Raw genomic sequence first — 12,949 nt, forward strand, 5'->3', positions numbered from 1 at the left:
TGTGGTCTGACCACATGGTCTGACCACATGAGCCGTCGAGGAGGACAGCGTGAGCGCCGTCGCCGAGGTCACCCCCGCCGCCGACAGCGGGCGGGCGTGGGAGGTCGTGCTGCGTCGCATCGAGGGCGACCTCGTGGCGGGCATCCTGAAGCCGGGCGACCACCTGCCGGCCGAACGGGCCCTCGCCGCGGAGCTCGGGGTCGGGCGCTCGAGCGTGCGCGAGGCCATCCGGGTGCTGGAGGTGCTCGGGCTGATCAGCACGCGGGCGGGGTCGGGGCCGCAGTCGGGCGCCGTCATCATCGCCCGGCCGACCGGGGGCATGAGCGCGCTGGTGCGGCTGCAGGTCGCGGCGCAGGGCTTCGCCGTGCCCGACGTCGTGGCGACCCGAGTGGTGCTGGAGTCGGCCGTGGTCACCGAGCTGAGCACCGGGCGGCCGGCACTCACCGAGGCGCGCGAGCTGCTCGACGCGATGGAGCTGGCGGGAGCCGACGGAGCGCCGATCGGCCGCGACGAGTTCCTCACGCTCGACCAGGCGTTCCACCTCGCCCTCGCCGCCGCCTCGGGCAACGCGGTGATCGCCGCGATGATGTCGGGGCTCCGCGACTCGATCGAGCAGTACATCCGCGTCGGCGCCTCGGTGCTGCCCGACTGGGCGGCGACGCAGCAGCGGCTGGCCCGGGAGCACCGCGCCATCGTCGGCGCCATCGACGAGGGTGACGCCGAGGGGGCGCGGACGCGCATCCGGAACCACATCGAGACCTATCACGCCGAGACGAACGTCTCGAGCATCCACGACCACTGACACCCACCGAGAACGAAGGAAAGCGAAACCCATGGTCCAGCGCCGCATCCCCAAAGTCCGCGACCTCGCGCCGCTCATGCAGTTCAAGGCGCCCGACCTGCAGGCCAAGCGCCGCCGGCTGAACGCCGCGCTCACCATCGACGACCTGCGCACCATCGCGAAGCGCCGCACCCCGAAGGCCGCCTTCGACTACACCGAGGGCGCCGCCGAGGCGGAGATCAGCCTGCAGCGCGCGCGTCAGGCTTTTCAGGACATCCAGTTCAACCCCGCGATCCTGCGCGACGTGTCCACGGTCTCGACCGGGTGGGACGTGCTCGGGGCGCCGGTGTCGCTGCCGTTCGGCATCGCGCCCACCGGTTTCACGCGCATGATGCAGACCGAGGGCGAGATCGCGGGGGCCGGCGCGGCCGGGGCGGCGGGCATCCCGTTCTCGCTGTCGACCATGGGCACCACGGCCATCGAGGACGTGAAGAAGGCGAACCCGACCGGGCGCAACTGGTTCCAGCTGTACATGTGGAAGGACCGGCCGCGGTCGATGGCGCTCGTCGAGCGTGCCGCCGCCGCCGGGTTCGACACGCTGCTCGTGACGGTCGACGTGCCGGTGGCCGGCGCGCGCCTCCGCGACAAGCGGAACGGCTTCTCGATCCCGCCGCAGCTCACGCCCGGCACCGTGATCAACGCCCTGCCCCGCCCCGAATGGTGGATCAACTTCCTCACCACCGAGCCGCTCTCGTTCGCCTCTCTCGACCGCTGGTCGGGCACGGTCGGCGAGCTGCTCGACACCATGTTCGACCCGACGGTGACCTTCGAGGACCTCGAGTGGATCAAGGAGCAGTGGCCCGGCAAGATCGTCGTCAAGGGCGTGCAGTCGATGGGCGACGCGCAGCGCCTGGCCGAGCTCGGCGTCGACGCGATCACGCTGTCGAACCACGGCGGGCGTCAGCTCGACCGGGCGCCGATCCCGTTCCACCTGCTGCCCGACGTCGCCCGCGAGTTCGGCTCGGAGTACGAGGTGCACCTCGACACGGGCATCATGTCGGGCGCCGACATCGTGGCGTCGGTGGCGCTCGGGGCGCGGTTCACCCTCGTCGGGCGGGCCTACCTCTACGGGCTGATGGCCGGCGGGCGCGAGGGCGTCGACCGGATGATCGGCATCCTCGGCGAGCAGATCTCGCGCACCATGCGGCTGCTGGGTGTGAACTCGCTCGAGGAGCTGAACCCGTCGCACGTGACGCAGCTCGAGCGGCTGGCGCCTCGCGCGGTGTCGCCGGCGGTCGCGGCGGCGGCTTCGGCGGCGCCCGAGCGGGCGCGGGCCGTGAAGGCGCGGTCGGGTGCCGCGGGTGCCTCGAAGCCCGCCACCTCGACCACGAACACGGCGCGCAAGCCGGCCAAGCCCGTGACGGCCGCCGAGGCCGCGACCGGCGCCGACGCCTGATGAGGTCGGGGCCCGACGGGTCGGCGGGTGACGTGGTGTCGGCCCGTCAGGGCGACGCGCATCCGCACCCCGTTCCTGCCCGGGGCAGCCTGCGGGTCGTGATCGCCCCCGACTCCTTCAAGGGGTCGGCGAGCGCGGTCGCGGTCGCCTCGGCACTGGCCGCGGGCTGGCGCTCGGTGCGCCCGGCCGACGAGCTCGTGCTGCGCCCGATGGCCGACGGCGGCGAGGGCACGCTCGACGCCCTGGCGGTGGCGAACCCGACAGCCGAGCGTATGCCCGTCACCGTGCTCGGCCCCGCCGACGCCCCGGTGGCGGCGCACTGGCTCCTCGTCACGGCATCCGACGGCACGCGCACCGGCATCGTCGAGCTCGCGGGCACGAGTGGGATCGAGCTGCTCACGACCCTCCGCCCCCTCGACGCCCACACCCGCGGCTTCGGCGAGGCAATCGCGGCCGCCCTCGACGCGGGGGTCGACCGCCTGGTGCTCGCGATCGGCGGCAGCGCCTCGACCGACGGCGGCAGCGGGCTGCTCACCGCACTCGGCGCCCGGCTGACGGATGCCGCCGGCATCCCGATCCCCGCCGGCGCCCACGGTCTCGCGTCGCTCTCCCGGGCCGACCTCTCGGCCCTGCGCCCGCTGTCGCCCGGCGGCGCGGTCGTGCTCACCGACGTCACCTCGCCGCTCCTCGGCCCGGCCGGAGCCGTCGCGGTCTTCGGCCCCCAGAAGGGCCTCACCCCCGCCACCTCCCCCGCGGTCGAGGCCTCCCTCGCCCGCTACGCGGCGCTCCTCGCCCCCGCGCCCGCGCCCCTCGCGCCCGCCCTCTCGACCTCCCCCACTCCCGCCGGCGCTCACTCGCGGCAGACCGTCGCCGTGGACGCCGAGTCGCGGCGAAGCGTCGCCGTAGACGCCGAGTCGCGGCAAAGCGTCGCCGTAGACGCCGAGTCGCGGCAAAGCGTCGCCGTAGACGCCGAGTCGCGGCAAAGTGCGACCTATTGGCGCGACTCAGCGGCCGGCACCCACGCCGGGGCGGCGGACGTCCCCGGGAGCGGGGCCGCGGGCGGCGCCGGGTTCGGCCTGCTCGTGTGGGGCGCGACCCTCGAGCCCGGCGCCGCGGCCGTCGCCCGCGAGCTGGGGCTGTCCGACGCGATCGCGGGCGCCGACGTCGTGATCACGGGCGAGGGCCGCTTCGACGGACAGTCGGAGGCCGGCAAGGTACCCACCCACGTGCGGGATCTCGCCGCGGCGGCCGGCGCGCGCCCGGCTCTCGTCGCCGGTCTGATCGAGGCGGAGCCTGCGGGCTTCGCCGCATCCGCTGCTCTCGTCAACCCCGAGCTCGCGGGCAGCGCCGCCGTCTCGCTCGCCGACCCCCTGCGCTGGCTCACCGAGGCCGGTGCCCGCCTGGCGCAAACGCTCGCCCCCTGACCGGGGAGCAGGTCTGGCCGGCCATCGAGCCTGGCCGGACTCGCCCCTGACCCAGGAGCGGGTCCGGCCGCGCGTCGAGCCGGGCCATCGAGCCTGGCCGGACTCGCCCCCAACCCGGGAGCGGGTCGGGCTGGGCATCGAGCCTGACCGGATTCGCCTCTGACCGGGGAGCAGGTCCGGCTGGGCATCGAGCCGGGCCGAGCATCGAGCCGACGGGTCAGGCGGCGGGCGCGAGCAGGCCGCGGCGCCAGAGCAGCGCGGCGACGGCGAGCGCCACGAGCGCCGGCACCCCGCCCGAGACGAGCATGCCGAGCTGCGGCCCGACGTGCTCGACGAAGGCGCCCATCAGCGGCCCGCCCACGGCCTGGCCGCCCAGCAGCACGAGCATGTACAGCGCCATCACCCGTCCGCGTACGCCCATGTTCGTGGACATCTGCACCAGCGAGTTCGCCGCCGTGATGAACAGCAGCCAGCCGAATCCGAGCAGCACCAGCGCGATCGAGAACGGCAGCTGCCCGGGCATCAGCCCGCAGAGCGCCTGCACGACGCTGTACCCGATCGCCGCGACGACGACCGTGCGCAGCTGCACCGCCCGCCGCCGGGTCGACAGCAGCGCGCCCGTCAGCGCGCCCACCGCCACCAGCGAATTGAACAGCCCGTAGCCGCCCGCACCGGTCGCGAAGACGTCGTCGGCGTACGCGGCGAGCAGCACCGGCAGGTTCTGGGCGAACACCGCGAGCACGGCCAGCAGCACGAGCGTGTACAGGATGGCCGGCTTCCCGATCGCGTAGCGCACCCCCTCCCGCAGCTGCCCCTTGGCCCGGGGCGAGCGCGGGGCGCGGTGCAGCTCGGCCGGGTTCATGCGGGTCAGCGCCACCACCACCAGCGCGCAGGCGAGCGCGTTGATCGCGAATGACCAGCCCGCGCCGACGGCCACGAGCAGCGCCCCGCTCAGCGCCGGACCGATCAGCGCCCCGAGCTGGAACGTCGAGGAGTTGAGGCTGATGGCGTTCCGCAGCATCGACGGCCCGACCAGCTCGTTCGTGAACACCTGCCGCGCCGGATTGTCGACGACCGTGATCAGCCCGAGCACCACGGCGACGACGTAGACGTGCCACACCTCGATCCAGCCGGTGAGCGCGAGGATCGCGAGCGCCGCACTGGTCAGCACCGAGGCGCTCTGCGTGATCATCAGCAGCACGCGCTTGGGGTAGCGATCGACGATCAGCCCGCCGAAGAGGCCGAGCACCAGCATCGGCGCGAACTGCAGCGCCGTGGTGATGCCGACGGTGACGACGCTGCCCGAGAGCTGCAGCACGAGCCAGTCCTGGGCGATGCGCTGCATCCAGAGCGCGGTGAGGGCGACCAGCGAGGTGCCGGCGAAGATGCGGTAGTTGCGCACGCTCAGCGAGAGGAGCGTGTGGCGCCAGGGCGGAGGGGCGCTGAGGACGATGATGGGTTCGGTGGCGGGAGCGGGGGAAGCGAGCGTCGAAGTCACGTATGAAGATTCCTGTGGTCGTGGGTCTCCTTCGACGGTACGCTCGACCGAGTCATTGATCGAGCCGATCAGCGCTATGACTGCCATTGGTTCTTCGAATAGCCGTCGTCTGGAGCCCCGTGTTCGACCCCGCCCTGCTCGCCACCTTCCTCGCCGTCGCCGAGACCCGCAGCTTCACCCGCGCGGCCGAGCAGCTGGGGCTCAGCCAGCCCACGGTGAGCCAGCAGGTGCGCCGGCTCGAGACGGCGGCCGGGCGCATCCTGCTCTCGCGCGACACCCACGGCGTCTCGCTCACCGACAACGGCGACGCGATGGCGGGGTTCGCCCGCACGATCCTCGCGGCCGAGGCGGCGGCCACGAGCTACTTCTCCGGCTCCGCGATGCGGGGGCGCCTGCGGTTCGGCGCCGCCGACGACCTGGCCGCGACGCAGCTGCCGCGCATCCTGAGGCATTTCCGGCAGCTGCACCCTCAGGTCAACCTCGAGCTCACGGTGAACCAGAGCCTGCCGCTCTACCGGCGGCTGAAGTCGGGGCACCTCGACCTGATCTTCATCAAGAAGATCCCGGATGCGCGCGACGACCTCATCCCGGAGACGGGAACGATCGTGCGCCGAGACACCCTCGTCTGGCTCGCGGAGGAGCGCACGCTGATCGAACCGGGCGAGCCTGTGCCGCTGATCACGTACCAGACGCCGTCGATCAGCCGCCGCCTCGCGATCGAGGCGCTCGAGGCGGCAGGTCGCACCTGGCGCATCACCTGCAACACCCGCGAGGTGAACGGGATGCTCGCCGCCGTGCGTGCCGGGCTCGGGGTCGCCGCGCACCCGCACACCCTCATCCCCGACGACCTGGTGAAGGTGAGCAACCGGTTCTCGCTGCCCGACCTCGGCGAGGTGGACTTCACGCTGCTCTCGAACCCCTCGGCGCCGGCCGACGCGGTCGCGGCGCTGACCTCGGCGATCATGGGGCGGGCGCTGGCGCGCACCTGAGCCGTGCGCACGGCGGCATAACGTCGCGGCCCGCCGGGCAGTGGCGCGTGCAGCGGGCGGGGTGTGCCGGCCTCGGGGTGCGGGGCGGCCACTGTGGTGCGGCGGCTCGGGGGCGCAGTCTGCCCGTCGCGCCGAATAGGCCGGATGCCGGCCGGCGGGTCAGTCGGCGATGTCGGCGCAGGCCGGCGGGCTACGCGTCGGCACGGCGCCGGGGATGCCAGACGTCGCGCGGCGGGCGGGTCCACGTCGCACCGCGGGCGGGGTCAGTCGGCTATGTCGGCGCGGGTCGGGGGGTTCGCACCCGGGCGAGAGACCGTGATGGCGGCGCAGCGCACCGCGAAGTCGCCGAGGAGGCCGAGTCGGCCCGAGTCGAAGGCGTGGCCGTCGCGGAGCGACTCGAGCGGGACGCCCTCGTCGACGAGGCTCGCCAGACGGTCGATCAGCGCGCTCATGAAGGAGTCGCCCGCGCCGATGGTGTCCGCCACCTCGACCGCGACGCCCTCAACGGCGCGCCGGTGCTCGGCCGCCGCGAGCAGCGCGCCGTCACCGCCGCGGGTGACCGCGACGAGGCCGGGGCCGAGCTCCAGGATGCGGTCGGCGGCCTCGTCGGCGTCGGCACCCGGGTAGAGCCAGGCGGCGTCTTCATCGCTCAGCTTCAGCACGGTCGCGAGCGCCGCGAGCTCCTCGAAGCGGGCGAGCACCGCCGTGTGGTCGGGCACGATCGAGGGGCGGATGTTCGGGTCGAAGGTAATCAGCGGCGGCGTCTCACTCGCGGCGAGCGCGGCGAGCAGCGCCGCCACCTCGGAGCCGCCCGGCTCGAGGAACGCGGCGATCGAGCCGGCGTGCACGATGCCCGCGGCGGCCAGGGCGGGGTCGGCGACCGTGAGCCCGGCGGGGAGGGACCAGCGGAGGTCGAACGTGTAGGAGGCGGAGCCATCCACCCCCAGGTGGGCCGTCGCCGAGGACGTCGGCTCCTCGCGGATCGACCCGGGCGCGAGCGACACCCCGGCGGAGCGGAGGTGCTCCGCGATGGCGGCACCCCGGGCATCCGTGCCGATCTCGGTGACGAGCGTCACCGGACGCCCCAGGCGGGCCAGCCCGAAGGCGATGTTCATCGGCGAGCCGCCCGGATGCTCGACCGGCTCGGTGCCCGGGCGCGCGACGACGTCGACCAGGGCCTCGCCGATCGCCACGATCTCGGTCGAACCGGCGATCTGCTCGGTGGACGGTGGAGTCTCGGTGGACTGCGGAGTCTCAGTGGACAGCGGGGTCTCGTCGGAACGCGGGGTGTCGCTCATGCGGGCCTCTCTGACGGGCGGTCGCTCGCTCCGATCGCCGCCAGTCTAGGGCGGTGGCGCGGCACCCTGCGTGGGAGGATCGAGGCCTCGAGGAGGGATCGCATGAAGTCGCAGGATGTGCAGGAGAAGACGTTCCTGGGTACCAAGTGGCGTGAGGGGTACGAGATCGACCAGGTCGACTCGCTGCTCGCGCGGGTGCGGCAGACGCTGGTCGCCTACGAGGAGGGACGCGCGGCGACCGGCGAGGTGGTGACTACCGACGACGTGGTTCATGCGCGCTTCAATCAGACGAAGTTCCGGGCGGGTTACGACCAGAATCAAGTCGACGACTTCCTCGACAAGGTCGCCGTCACGCTGCGCGAATACGAAGCCCACTGAGGCCGGCGGCTCTGAGACCGGCGGCGCGCTGAGCGGATGCGCGGCGGCGGCCGACCCGCCACGTAGCCTTGGGCGGTGCCCGACTACGACCGCTACGGATCCGACGTTCTCGCCGACTACAAGCGCCGCGCGAAGCCCGTCGTGCTGCCCAAGGTGCCGGCCGAGTTCGACCTCGTCGTGGAGGAGGTCGCCACCGACTTCTGCGGCAGCGTGACCCGGGTGGAGGGCCGCACGGTCGAGCTCGAGGACCGGCACGGCAAGCGCCGCGTCTTCCCCCTCGGCGCCGGGTTCCTGCTCGAGGGGCGGGCGATCGAGCTGGTGCATCCGGTGGTCGCGAGCCGCGCATCCGCCCCGAAGCGCACGGCCTCGGGCAGCATCGCCGCGCCCGAGGAACGCGCGCGGGTGGCCCGGCCGAGCCGCATCTACGTCGAGGGCCGGCACGACGCCGAGCTCGTCGAGAAGGTCTGGGGCGACGACCTGCGGGGCGAGGGCGTGGTGGTGGAGTACCTCGAGGGCGTGGACGACCTCGACGCGATCGTGCGCGAGTTCGCGCCCAGCCGCGAGCGGCGCATCGGAGTTCTGGTCGACCACCTCGTGGAGGGCTCGAAGGAGAGCCGGATCGCCCAGGCGGTGCAGCGTGGGCCGTTCGGGAAGCACGTGCTCGTGGTCGGGCATCCGTTCGTCGACATCTGGCAGTCGGTGACGCCGAAAGCGATGGGCATCCGCGCGTGGCCGACGGTGCCGCGGTCGATCGAGTGGAAGCACGGCATCTGCGAGGCCTTCGGCTGGCCGCACGACTCGCAGGCGGACATCGCGCGGGCCTGGAAGCGCATCCTGTCGCGGGTGTCGACGTACACCGACCTCGAGCCGGTGCTGCTCGGGCGCGTCGAGCAGCTCATCGACTTCGTCACCGAGCCGCAGTAGCCCGCCCCGCCCTGCTCCCGCGCCTCACCTTCGCCGCGGCCCGGTGAGTCGCGCCAAACGGTCGCGATTCGGGCTCAGTCGCGGCAAAACGCAGCACTCTGCCGCGACTCAACAACGTGGGCTGGGGATAACCCTCTGAGCGGGCGAGCGGATGCGAGCATGTCGCCCATGAGTCAGGATGCGTCGCTCGGGCCCGAGTTCTCCGTCGCCCGGGCGCGGGCCTCCGGGGTCTCGGTCGGGCGGCTGCGCAATCCCGGATTGGCGCGGCCGTTCCACGGGGTGCGCGCACGCGTTCCGCCGGCCGAACTCGAGGCGCGGTGCCGCGCGTACGCGCAGGTCATGCCGGCCGACGCGGCCTTCAGTTACGTCACGGCGGCGCTGCTGCACGGGCTGCCGGTGCCCGCGGCGCTTCTGCCCGCCACGACTCTGCACGTCACCCGGCCCCGGCGTGCTCTCGAAGCGGCCGGGGTGTCGGGGCACCAGCAGCGGCTCGGGCCGTCCGACGTCGTGCACGCGAACGGGCTGCGGGTCACGAGCCCCGCCCGCACGCTGTGCGACCTCGGAGGGTCGGGACGGCTCGAGCTGCGGGACCTCGTGGCGGTGGCCGACGCGATCCTGGGGGCGGGCATCCGCTCGCCCTTCGACGACGACTGGGGGCGCGCCTCGCCGGTGGTCGACGCGAGGTCGGCGATGCGCATCCGCTCGCCCTTCGACGACGACTGGGGGCGCGCCTCGCCCGCCGACTCGAGCCCGGGGAGGCGCATCCGCTCGCCCTTCGACGATCGTGGGTCGGCCGCGCCCGTGGCTGGCCCCGTAGAGCTCGCCGGCGCGGTGGCCACATCCGTGGACGACGTCGGGGGCCGTGATACAACCAGCGCCCACCGGTGCGCGGTGTACACGTCAAGAGAACTGATCCGGGACAGTCGTGCGGCGCGGTTCATCCGTCGGTCTGATGAACCGCTATGTGCGTCAGAATTGCGGGATGTCCGTCGAACTCTTAGCTGTCAACGCGGTGACCGATCGCATCGTTGCGTGCCCTCGGCTTTCTCCGCAAATCCTCGTCGGCGATAGGACCCCTATCACGGACGGTCACATCGACTTCTACAGCTCCGGAGGGCACAGCAACAAGACGCTCGAGGGCCGCGTGCCGGTGCAGGTCAAGGGACGTGTTACTAAGGCAAATGTCAAAACCTCCCGCGATGGGCAATCCTTCGGTGTCGAGCGGGAAGTCTTGCGATTTTTCCGCAATCACGGCGGCGGTGTCTACTTTTACGTGCCGATGCGAGAAGGGGGCATCAACCGAGAAATCTTTTACTCCATCCTCCTTCCGTTCAAGATAGATCGTCTCTTGCAGGGGAGTCCCGCGAGCCAGAAGACGTTCTCGATCAAACTCACGCGGCTGCCCCGAAAAGCATCGGACATCGAGGCAATAGTTCAGCTTGCGTGGAGCGGGCGTTCTCAAAGCTCCGTCAGCGGCAAGGGTGATCATGTCCTAGGGCAGGCTGAAAGCTTGACAATTACCTCGCTCGTCGGCTTCAACGAGACCACCCCCACGAGGCTTGTTCTCTCCGAGACCGACTACGTCGTGATGGCACATTTGGCCGACGGCATCGAGATCGCCGTCGATATTGATCTGGAGATTCTGCCATTCACCTATATGGAACGAGAGATTGCGGTTCCGATCGCCTGCGGGGACGTCGAATTTGATCGTGTTCAAGGCCGCCAGATCGACGCGAACACAATCCTCCTACGTCTGTCCGAGGGCCTCCAGATTCGCCTCAACACCGATAACGGCAAGGTGAGCACGACCCTCAGCTTGGAGGCTACCGGCACCTGGCGGAAGCAAGCCAAGAACTTCGACTTCATGCTCGCGTCTGCGGCCGGGAACCCGCTCGTGATCGATGGCGTACCCGGCCAACCTCACGATGGTGATCCCGGTGTTGCGGACCGCGCGAAGGAAGCCCGCGCCGAGCTCGGTCAGTTCAGTGAACTCTTCGACGAGTTGGGCATCGATGACGACCTAACGTCGGCCATCATGATCGACGACGATATGAGACGTATGCTCCTCGCCCTGCACCAGGGGATAGTTCAAGACCGACCAGTGCGCGGGACCGCGGACGGAACGGGACGATACGACGTCACTATCGGCGACTTCCGGGTCATGGTGATGATATTGCCAGCCGAAGACGACCGCGACCGGACAATCGTCGATCCGTTTGATCCCGCCAAGCGGGGCCTGTATCGCATCTATGAGATCAGCGACGACGGAACACACGAGGCGGTCGAACTCGCGACTGTCTACGAGGCGGTATCACCCGAGGACATGGCGCTCATTCTGAACCTGAGACTGCGCCACGTAGTGGATGCGTACGCCAGCCTCGAAAATCGAACCGCGGCGACCAGTCGCGCCAACATGACGTTGCTTCGGCTCCTCTTGGCGGTGGACCTCGTGAGCGGGGAGTCCCATCGCGCCTATCTGCTCCGCGGGGCAACTGATCTGTGCACATGGTTGCTGGACGAGGACCCCGACTCCCTCATTCATCGCATCAACTGGTGGCAGATTCAATACCGCGAAGGAACTCTCACTGACGAGGACCGGCGCGACATCCGTGCAGCGCGGCGATCTCTCAACGTTAAAGATCCGCAAGCCGGCTTGCTGGAAGCCTGCCTACTGATCCTGGTTAGTGATCGTGAGGAGCTTGAACTCGTCCTGACGGAACTCAATACAACCGACCTAGCCAACTTGAAAACGTGGCCAGTGTGGACGCTCTCACCTCTCGAATGGGCTCGGTGAGATTCATTCCGCGACCATAGGATCAGGGCCATGGACCTCGCCGAGCTGATCCCAGGTGTCCTCGCGACCATAGCGTCGGCAGGCATCGTCGGACTAGTCGCGTTCATGATGCCTTCGGTGCGGTGGTCGCGTCAGCTCGGTCGCGAGGTCAGCATCCTGGGAGGGTTGCCAGCCGGAGACGAACGAGACGCCTGGGAGGCCCGCGTCGTCGCGCACGCGCAGCGATTGAGGCTCTTCAACGACGTGATGCCGCTGAGGTACAAAGTCACCCCGTGGGTGCCCGTGTTCCTCTTCGTAGGGTCTGTTATCTGGGCCATTCTTGACCCACGGCAAATCGAAGGGGTCATTGCCGAGGGGCCGATCATGATCCCCTTCTCCCTGATGGCGCTACTGAGCTTTGGCGTCTTCACGATGACGGGTGTTCTCGGACTCACGCCGAATGCCAGGTCCGCGGAGGATCTCGCTCGGCAACGCGGGCTGTTGACCGACGGAACGACACCTACGTCCTCTGCCAGTCCGAGCTCCTAAGCCGCCGACACCGGACGGGTGTGTGCTCTAGCGGCGTTGACGGCCCGGGCCAACGCACGGTGTTCGACCTATGTAAATGTGGTCACCCCGTTCCCTAGACGTGGTCCTGTCCGCGTCTAGGGTGACAGGCCGGTGCTACTTCACCGTATCCACTGCAGACCCGGGCCGCCCGACCACAAGCAGGCGTCCTGGTCGCTTGACCTGCTGACTATCAGGATGCGGACCTATCAGCCGTCGGCTGACACGCACTCCGCCGCCATAGTAAGTCTTGAGTATCCCCACGTACGCTCGCCATCGGCCGAGAGGGCGCGGGCCCACACGGTCGGCGCGGTGGAGCAGTCCAGCGTGGCGGAGATCTTGAGCCGATAGGTGACCTCGTAGCCCGCCCCCGGCTCCCAGTCGCCAGTCTGGGCTCCGTGCACCGTGTCGATGATGTCGTCGAGCGCCACCGCGTCCGACGCGGAGCCGATAGACACCGCGGCCACCGTTTCGGGCTGTGTCTCATAGACATCCGGCCGGTCCGTGGTGGAGCGCTCGGGCGCTGGCGACACCGCGACAGCTACGCGGTGCACAAGCTCGTCGCCGACGTTCTTGGTCACGACCCGCACCTCGACTATGTCACCCGGGAGCACCTCGATCGTGTCGGCGTAATCGTCGGCACCAAGAGCCCGCACTTGCACAGTGACTGACAGATCGGGGCTGTTGGGCACAACGGCTTCGCCCCAAGCCGCGCCCGCACGTGGCTGCGGCACCGTGCTCGAACACCCGGCGAGAAGCACGAGGAGAGCTACCGCCGAAGCGATGCCGATCGTCGTCAGTCTGCTCACCTGCTTATTCAAACGCATGCTGGCGGAGCCTGTTCGCACCGGGTGCGGAAAG

12 protein-coding genes are annotated in these 12,949 nt (G+C 70.3%); 9 read left to right on the forward strand and 3 right to left on the reverse strand.

The genetic code is table 11. From position 1 onward, the window contains the following. Positions 1–49 precede the first annotated feature (49 nt). The 3 genes from HQQ85_RS07860 to HQQ85_RS07870 all read left to right on the forward strand — a co-directional run bounded on the left by HQQ85_RS07860 (position 50) and on the right by HQQ85_RS07870 (position 3,661). Positions 50–802, forward strand: a complete 753-nt coding sequence (locus tag HQQ85_RS07860) for a FadR/GntR family transcriptional regulator (protein WP_371741812.1) — start codon at positions 50–52, stop codon at positions 800–802. Between the two features lie 31 nt (positions 803–833). Then, on the forward strand, positions 834–2,237 hold the full coding sequence (locus HQQ85_RS07865; RefSeq protein ID WP_173181986.1) for an alpha-hydroxy acid oxidase: 1,404 nt from the start codon (positions 834–836) through the stop codon (positions 2,235–2,237). An 89-nt stretch (positions 2,238–2,326) separates the two neighbouring features. Then, the gene (locus HQQ85_RS07870) at positions 2,327–3,661 is read left to right on the forward strand and encodes a glycerate kinase (protein WP_254069357.1); all 1,335 of its coding nucleotides are present in this window, start codon (positions 2,327–2,329) and stop codon (positions 3,659–3,661) included. Positions 3,662–3,878: 217 nt separating this feature from the next. Here the strand turns inward: HQQ85_RS07870 and HQQ85_RS07875 are convergent, their stop codons facing one another. Continuing rightward, positions 3,879–5,159, reverse strand: a complete 1,281-nt coding sequence (locus HQQ85_RS07875) for an MFS transporter (protein WP_371741813.1) — start codon at positions 5,157–5,159, stop codon at positions 3,879–3,881. A gap of 119 nt (positions 5,160–5,278) precedes the next feature. On the opposite strand from HQQ85_RS07875, the gene HQQ85_RS07880 reads away from it, so the two are divergent. Next, complete coding sequence (locus HQQ85_RS07880) at positions 5,279–6,148, forward strand: LysR substrate-binding domain-containing protein (protein ID WP_173182867.1); 870 nt, start codon at positions 5,279–5,281, stop codon at positions 6,146–6,148. 263 nt (positions 6,149–6,411) lie between these two features. Here HQQ85_RS07880 and HQQ85_RS07885 read toward each other — a convergent pair whose 3' ends face one another. Next, on the reverse strand, positions 6,412–7,446 hold the full coding sequence (locus HQQ85_RS07885; protein ID WP_173181989.1) for a carbohydrate kinase: 1,035 nt from the start codon (positions 7,444–7,446) through the stop codon (positions 6,412–6,414). A gap of 102 nt (positions 7,447–7,548) precedes the next feature. Between HQQ85_RS07885 and HQQ85_RS21610 the strand changes: the two genes are divergently transcribed. From HQQ85_RS21610 to HQQ85_RS07910, 5 genes are all read left to right on the forward strand, one after another. Further along, positions 7,549–7,824: a DivIVA domain-containing protein gene (locus HQQ85_RS21610; protein ID WP_173181990.1), complete on the forward strand. Its 276-nt coding sequence runs from the start codon at positions 7,549–7,551 to the stop codon at positions 7,822–7,824. Positions 7,825–7,899: 75 nt separating this feature from the next. Next, a complete protein-coding gene (locus tag HQQ85_RS07895; protein ID WP_173181991.1) occupies positions 7,900–8,748 on the forward strand; it encodes a DUF3097 domain-containing protein in 849 nt (282 codons plus the stop codon). Positions 8,749–8,916: 168 nt separating this feature from the next. Continuing rightward, positions 8,917–9,819, forward strand: a complete 903-nt coding sequence (locus tag HQQ85_RS07900; protein ID WP_173181992.1) for a hypothetical protein — start codon at positions 8,917–8,919, stop codon at positions 9,817–9,819. Next, positions 9,731–11,542, forward strand: coding sequence for a hypothetical protein (locus HQQ85_RS07905; RefSeq protein WP_173181993.1), 1,812 nt, complete (start codon positions 9,731–9,733; stop codon positions 11,540–11,542). The genes HQQ85_RS07900 and HQQ85_RS07905 overlap by 89 nt, the downstream gene beginning before the upstream one ends. Positions 11,543–11,572: 30 nt before the next feature. Continuing rightward, positions 11,573–12,070, forward strand: a complete 498-nt coding sequence (locus HQQ85_RS07910) for a hypothetical protein (protein WP_173181994.1) — start codon at positions 11,573–11,575, stop codon at positions 12,068–12,070. Between the two features lie 227 nt (positions 12,071–12,297). Here HQQ85_RS07910 and HQQ85_RS07915 read toward each other — a convergent pair whose 3' ends face one another. Next, the gene (locus HQQ85_RS07915) at positions 12,298–12,897 is read right to left on the reverse strand and encodes a hypothetical protein (protein WP_173181995.1); all 600 of its coding nucleotides are present in this window, start codon (positions 12,895–12,897) and stop codon (positions 12,298–12,300) included. Between the last annotated feature and the right edge of the window lie 52 nt (positions 12,898–12,949).

Source organism: Herbiconiux sp. VKM Ac-2851 (assembly GCF_013205105.1).
Lineage (GTDB): Bacteria > Actinomycetota > Actinomycetes > Actinomycetales > Microbacteriaceae > Herbiconiux > Herbiconiux flava.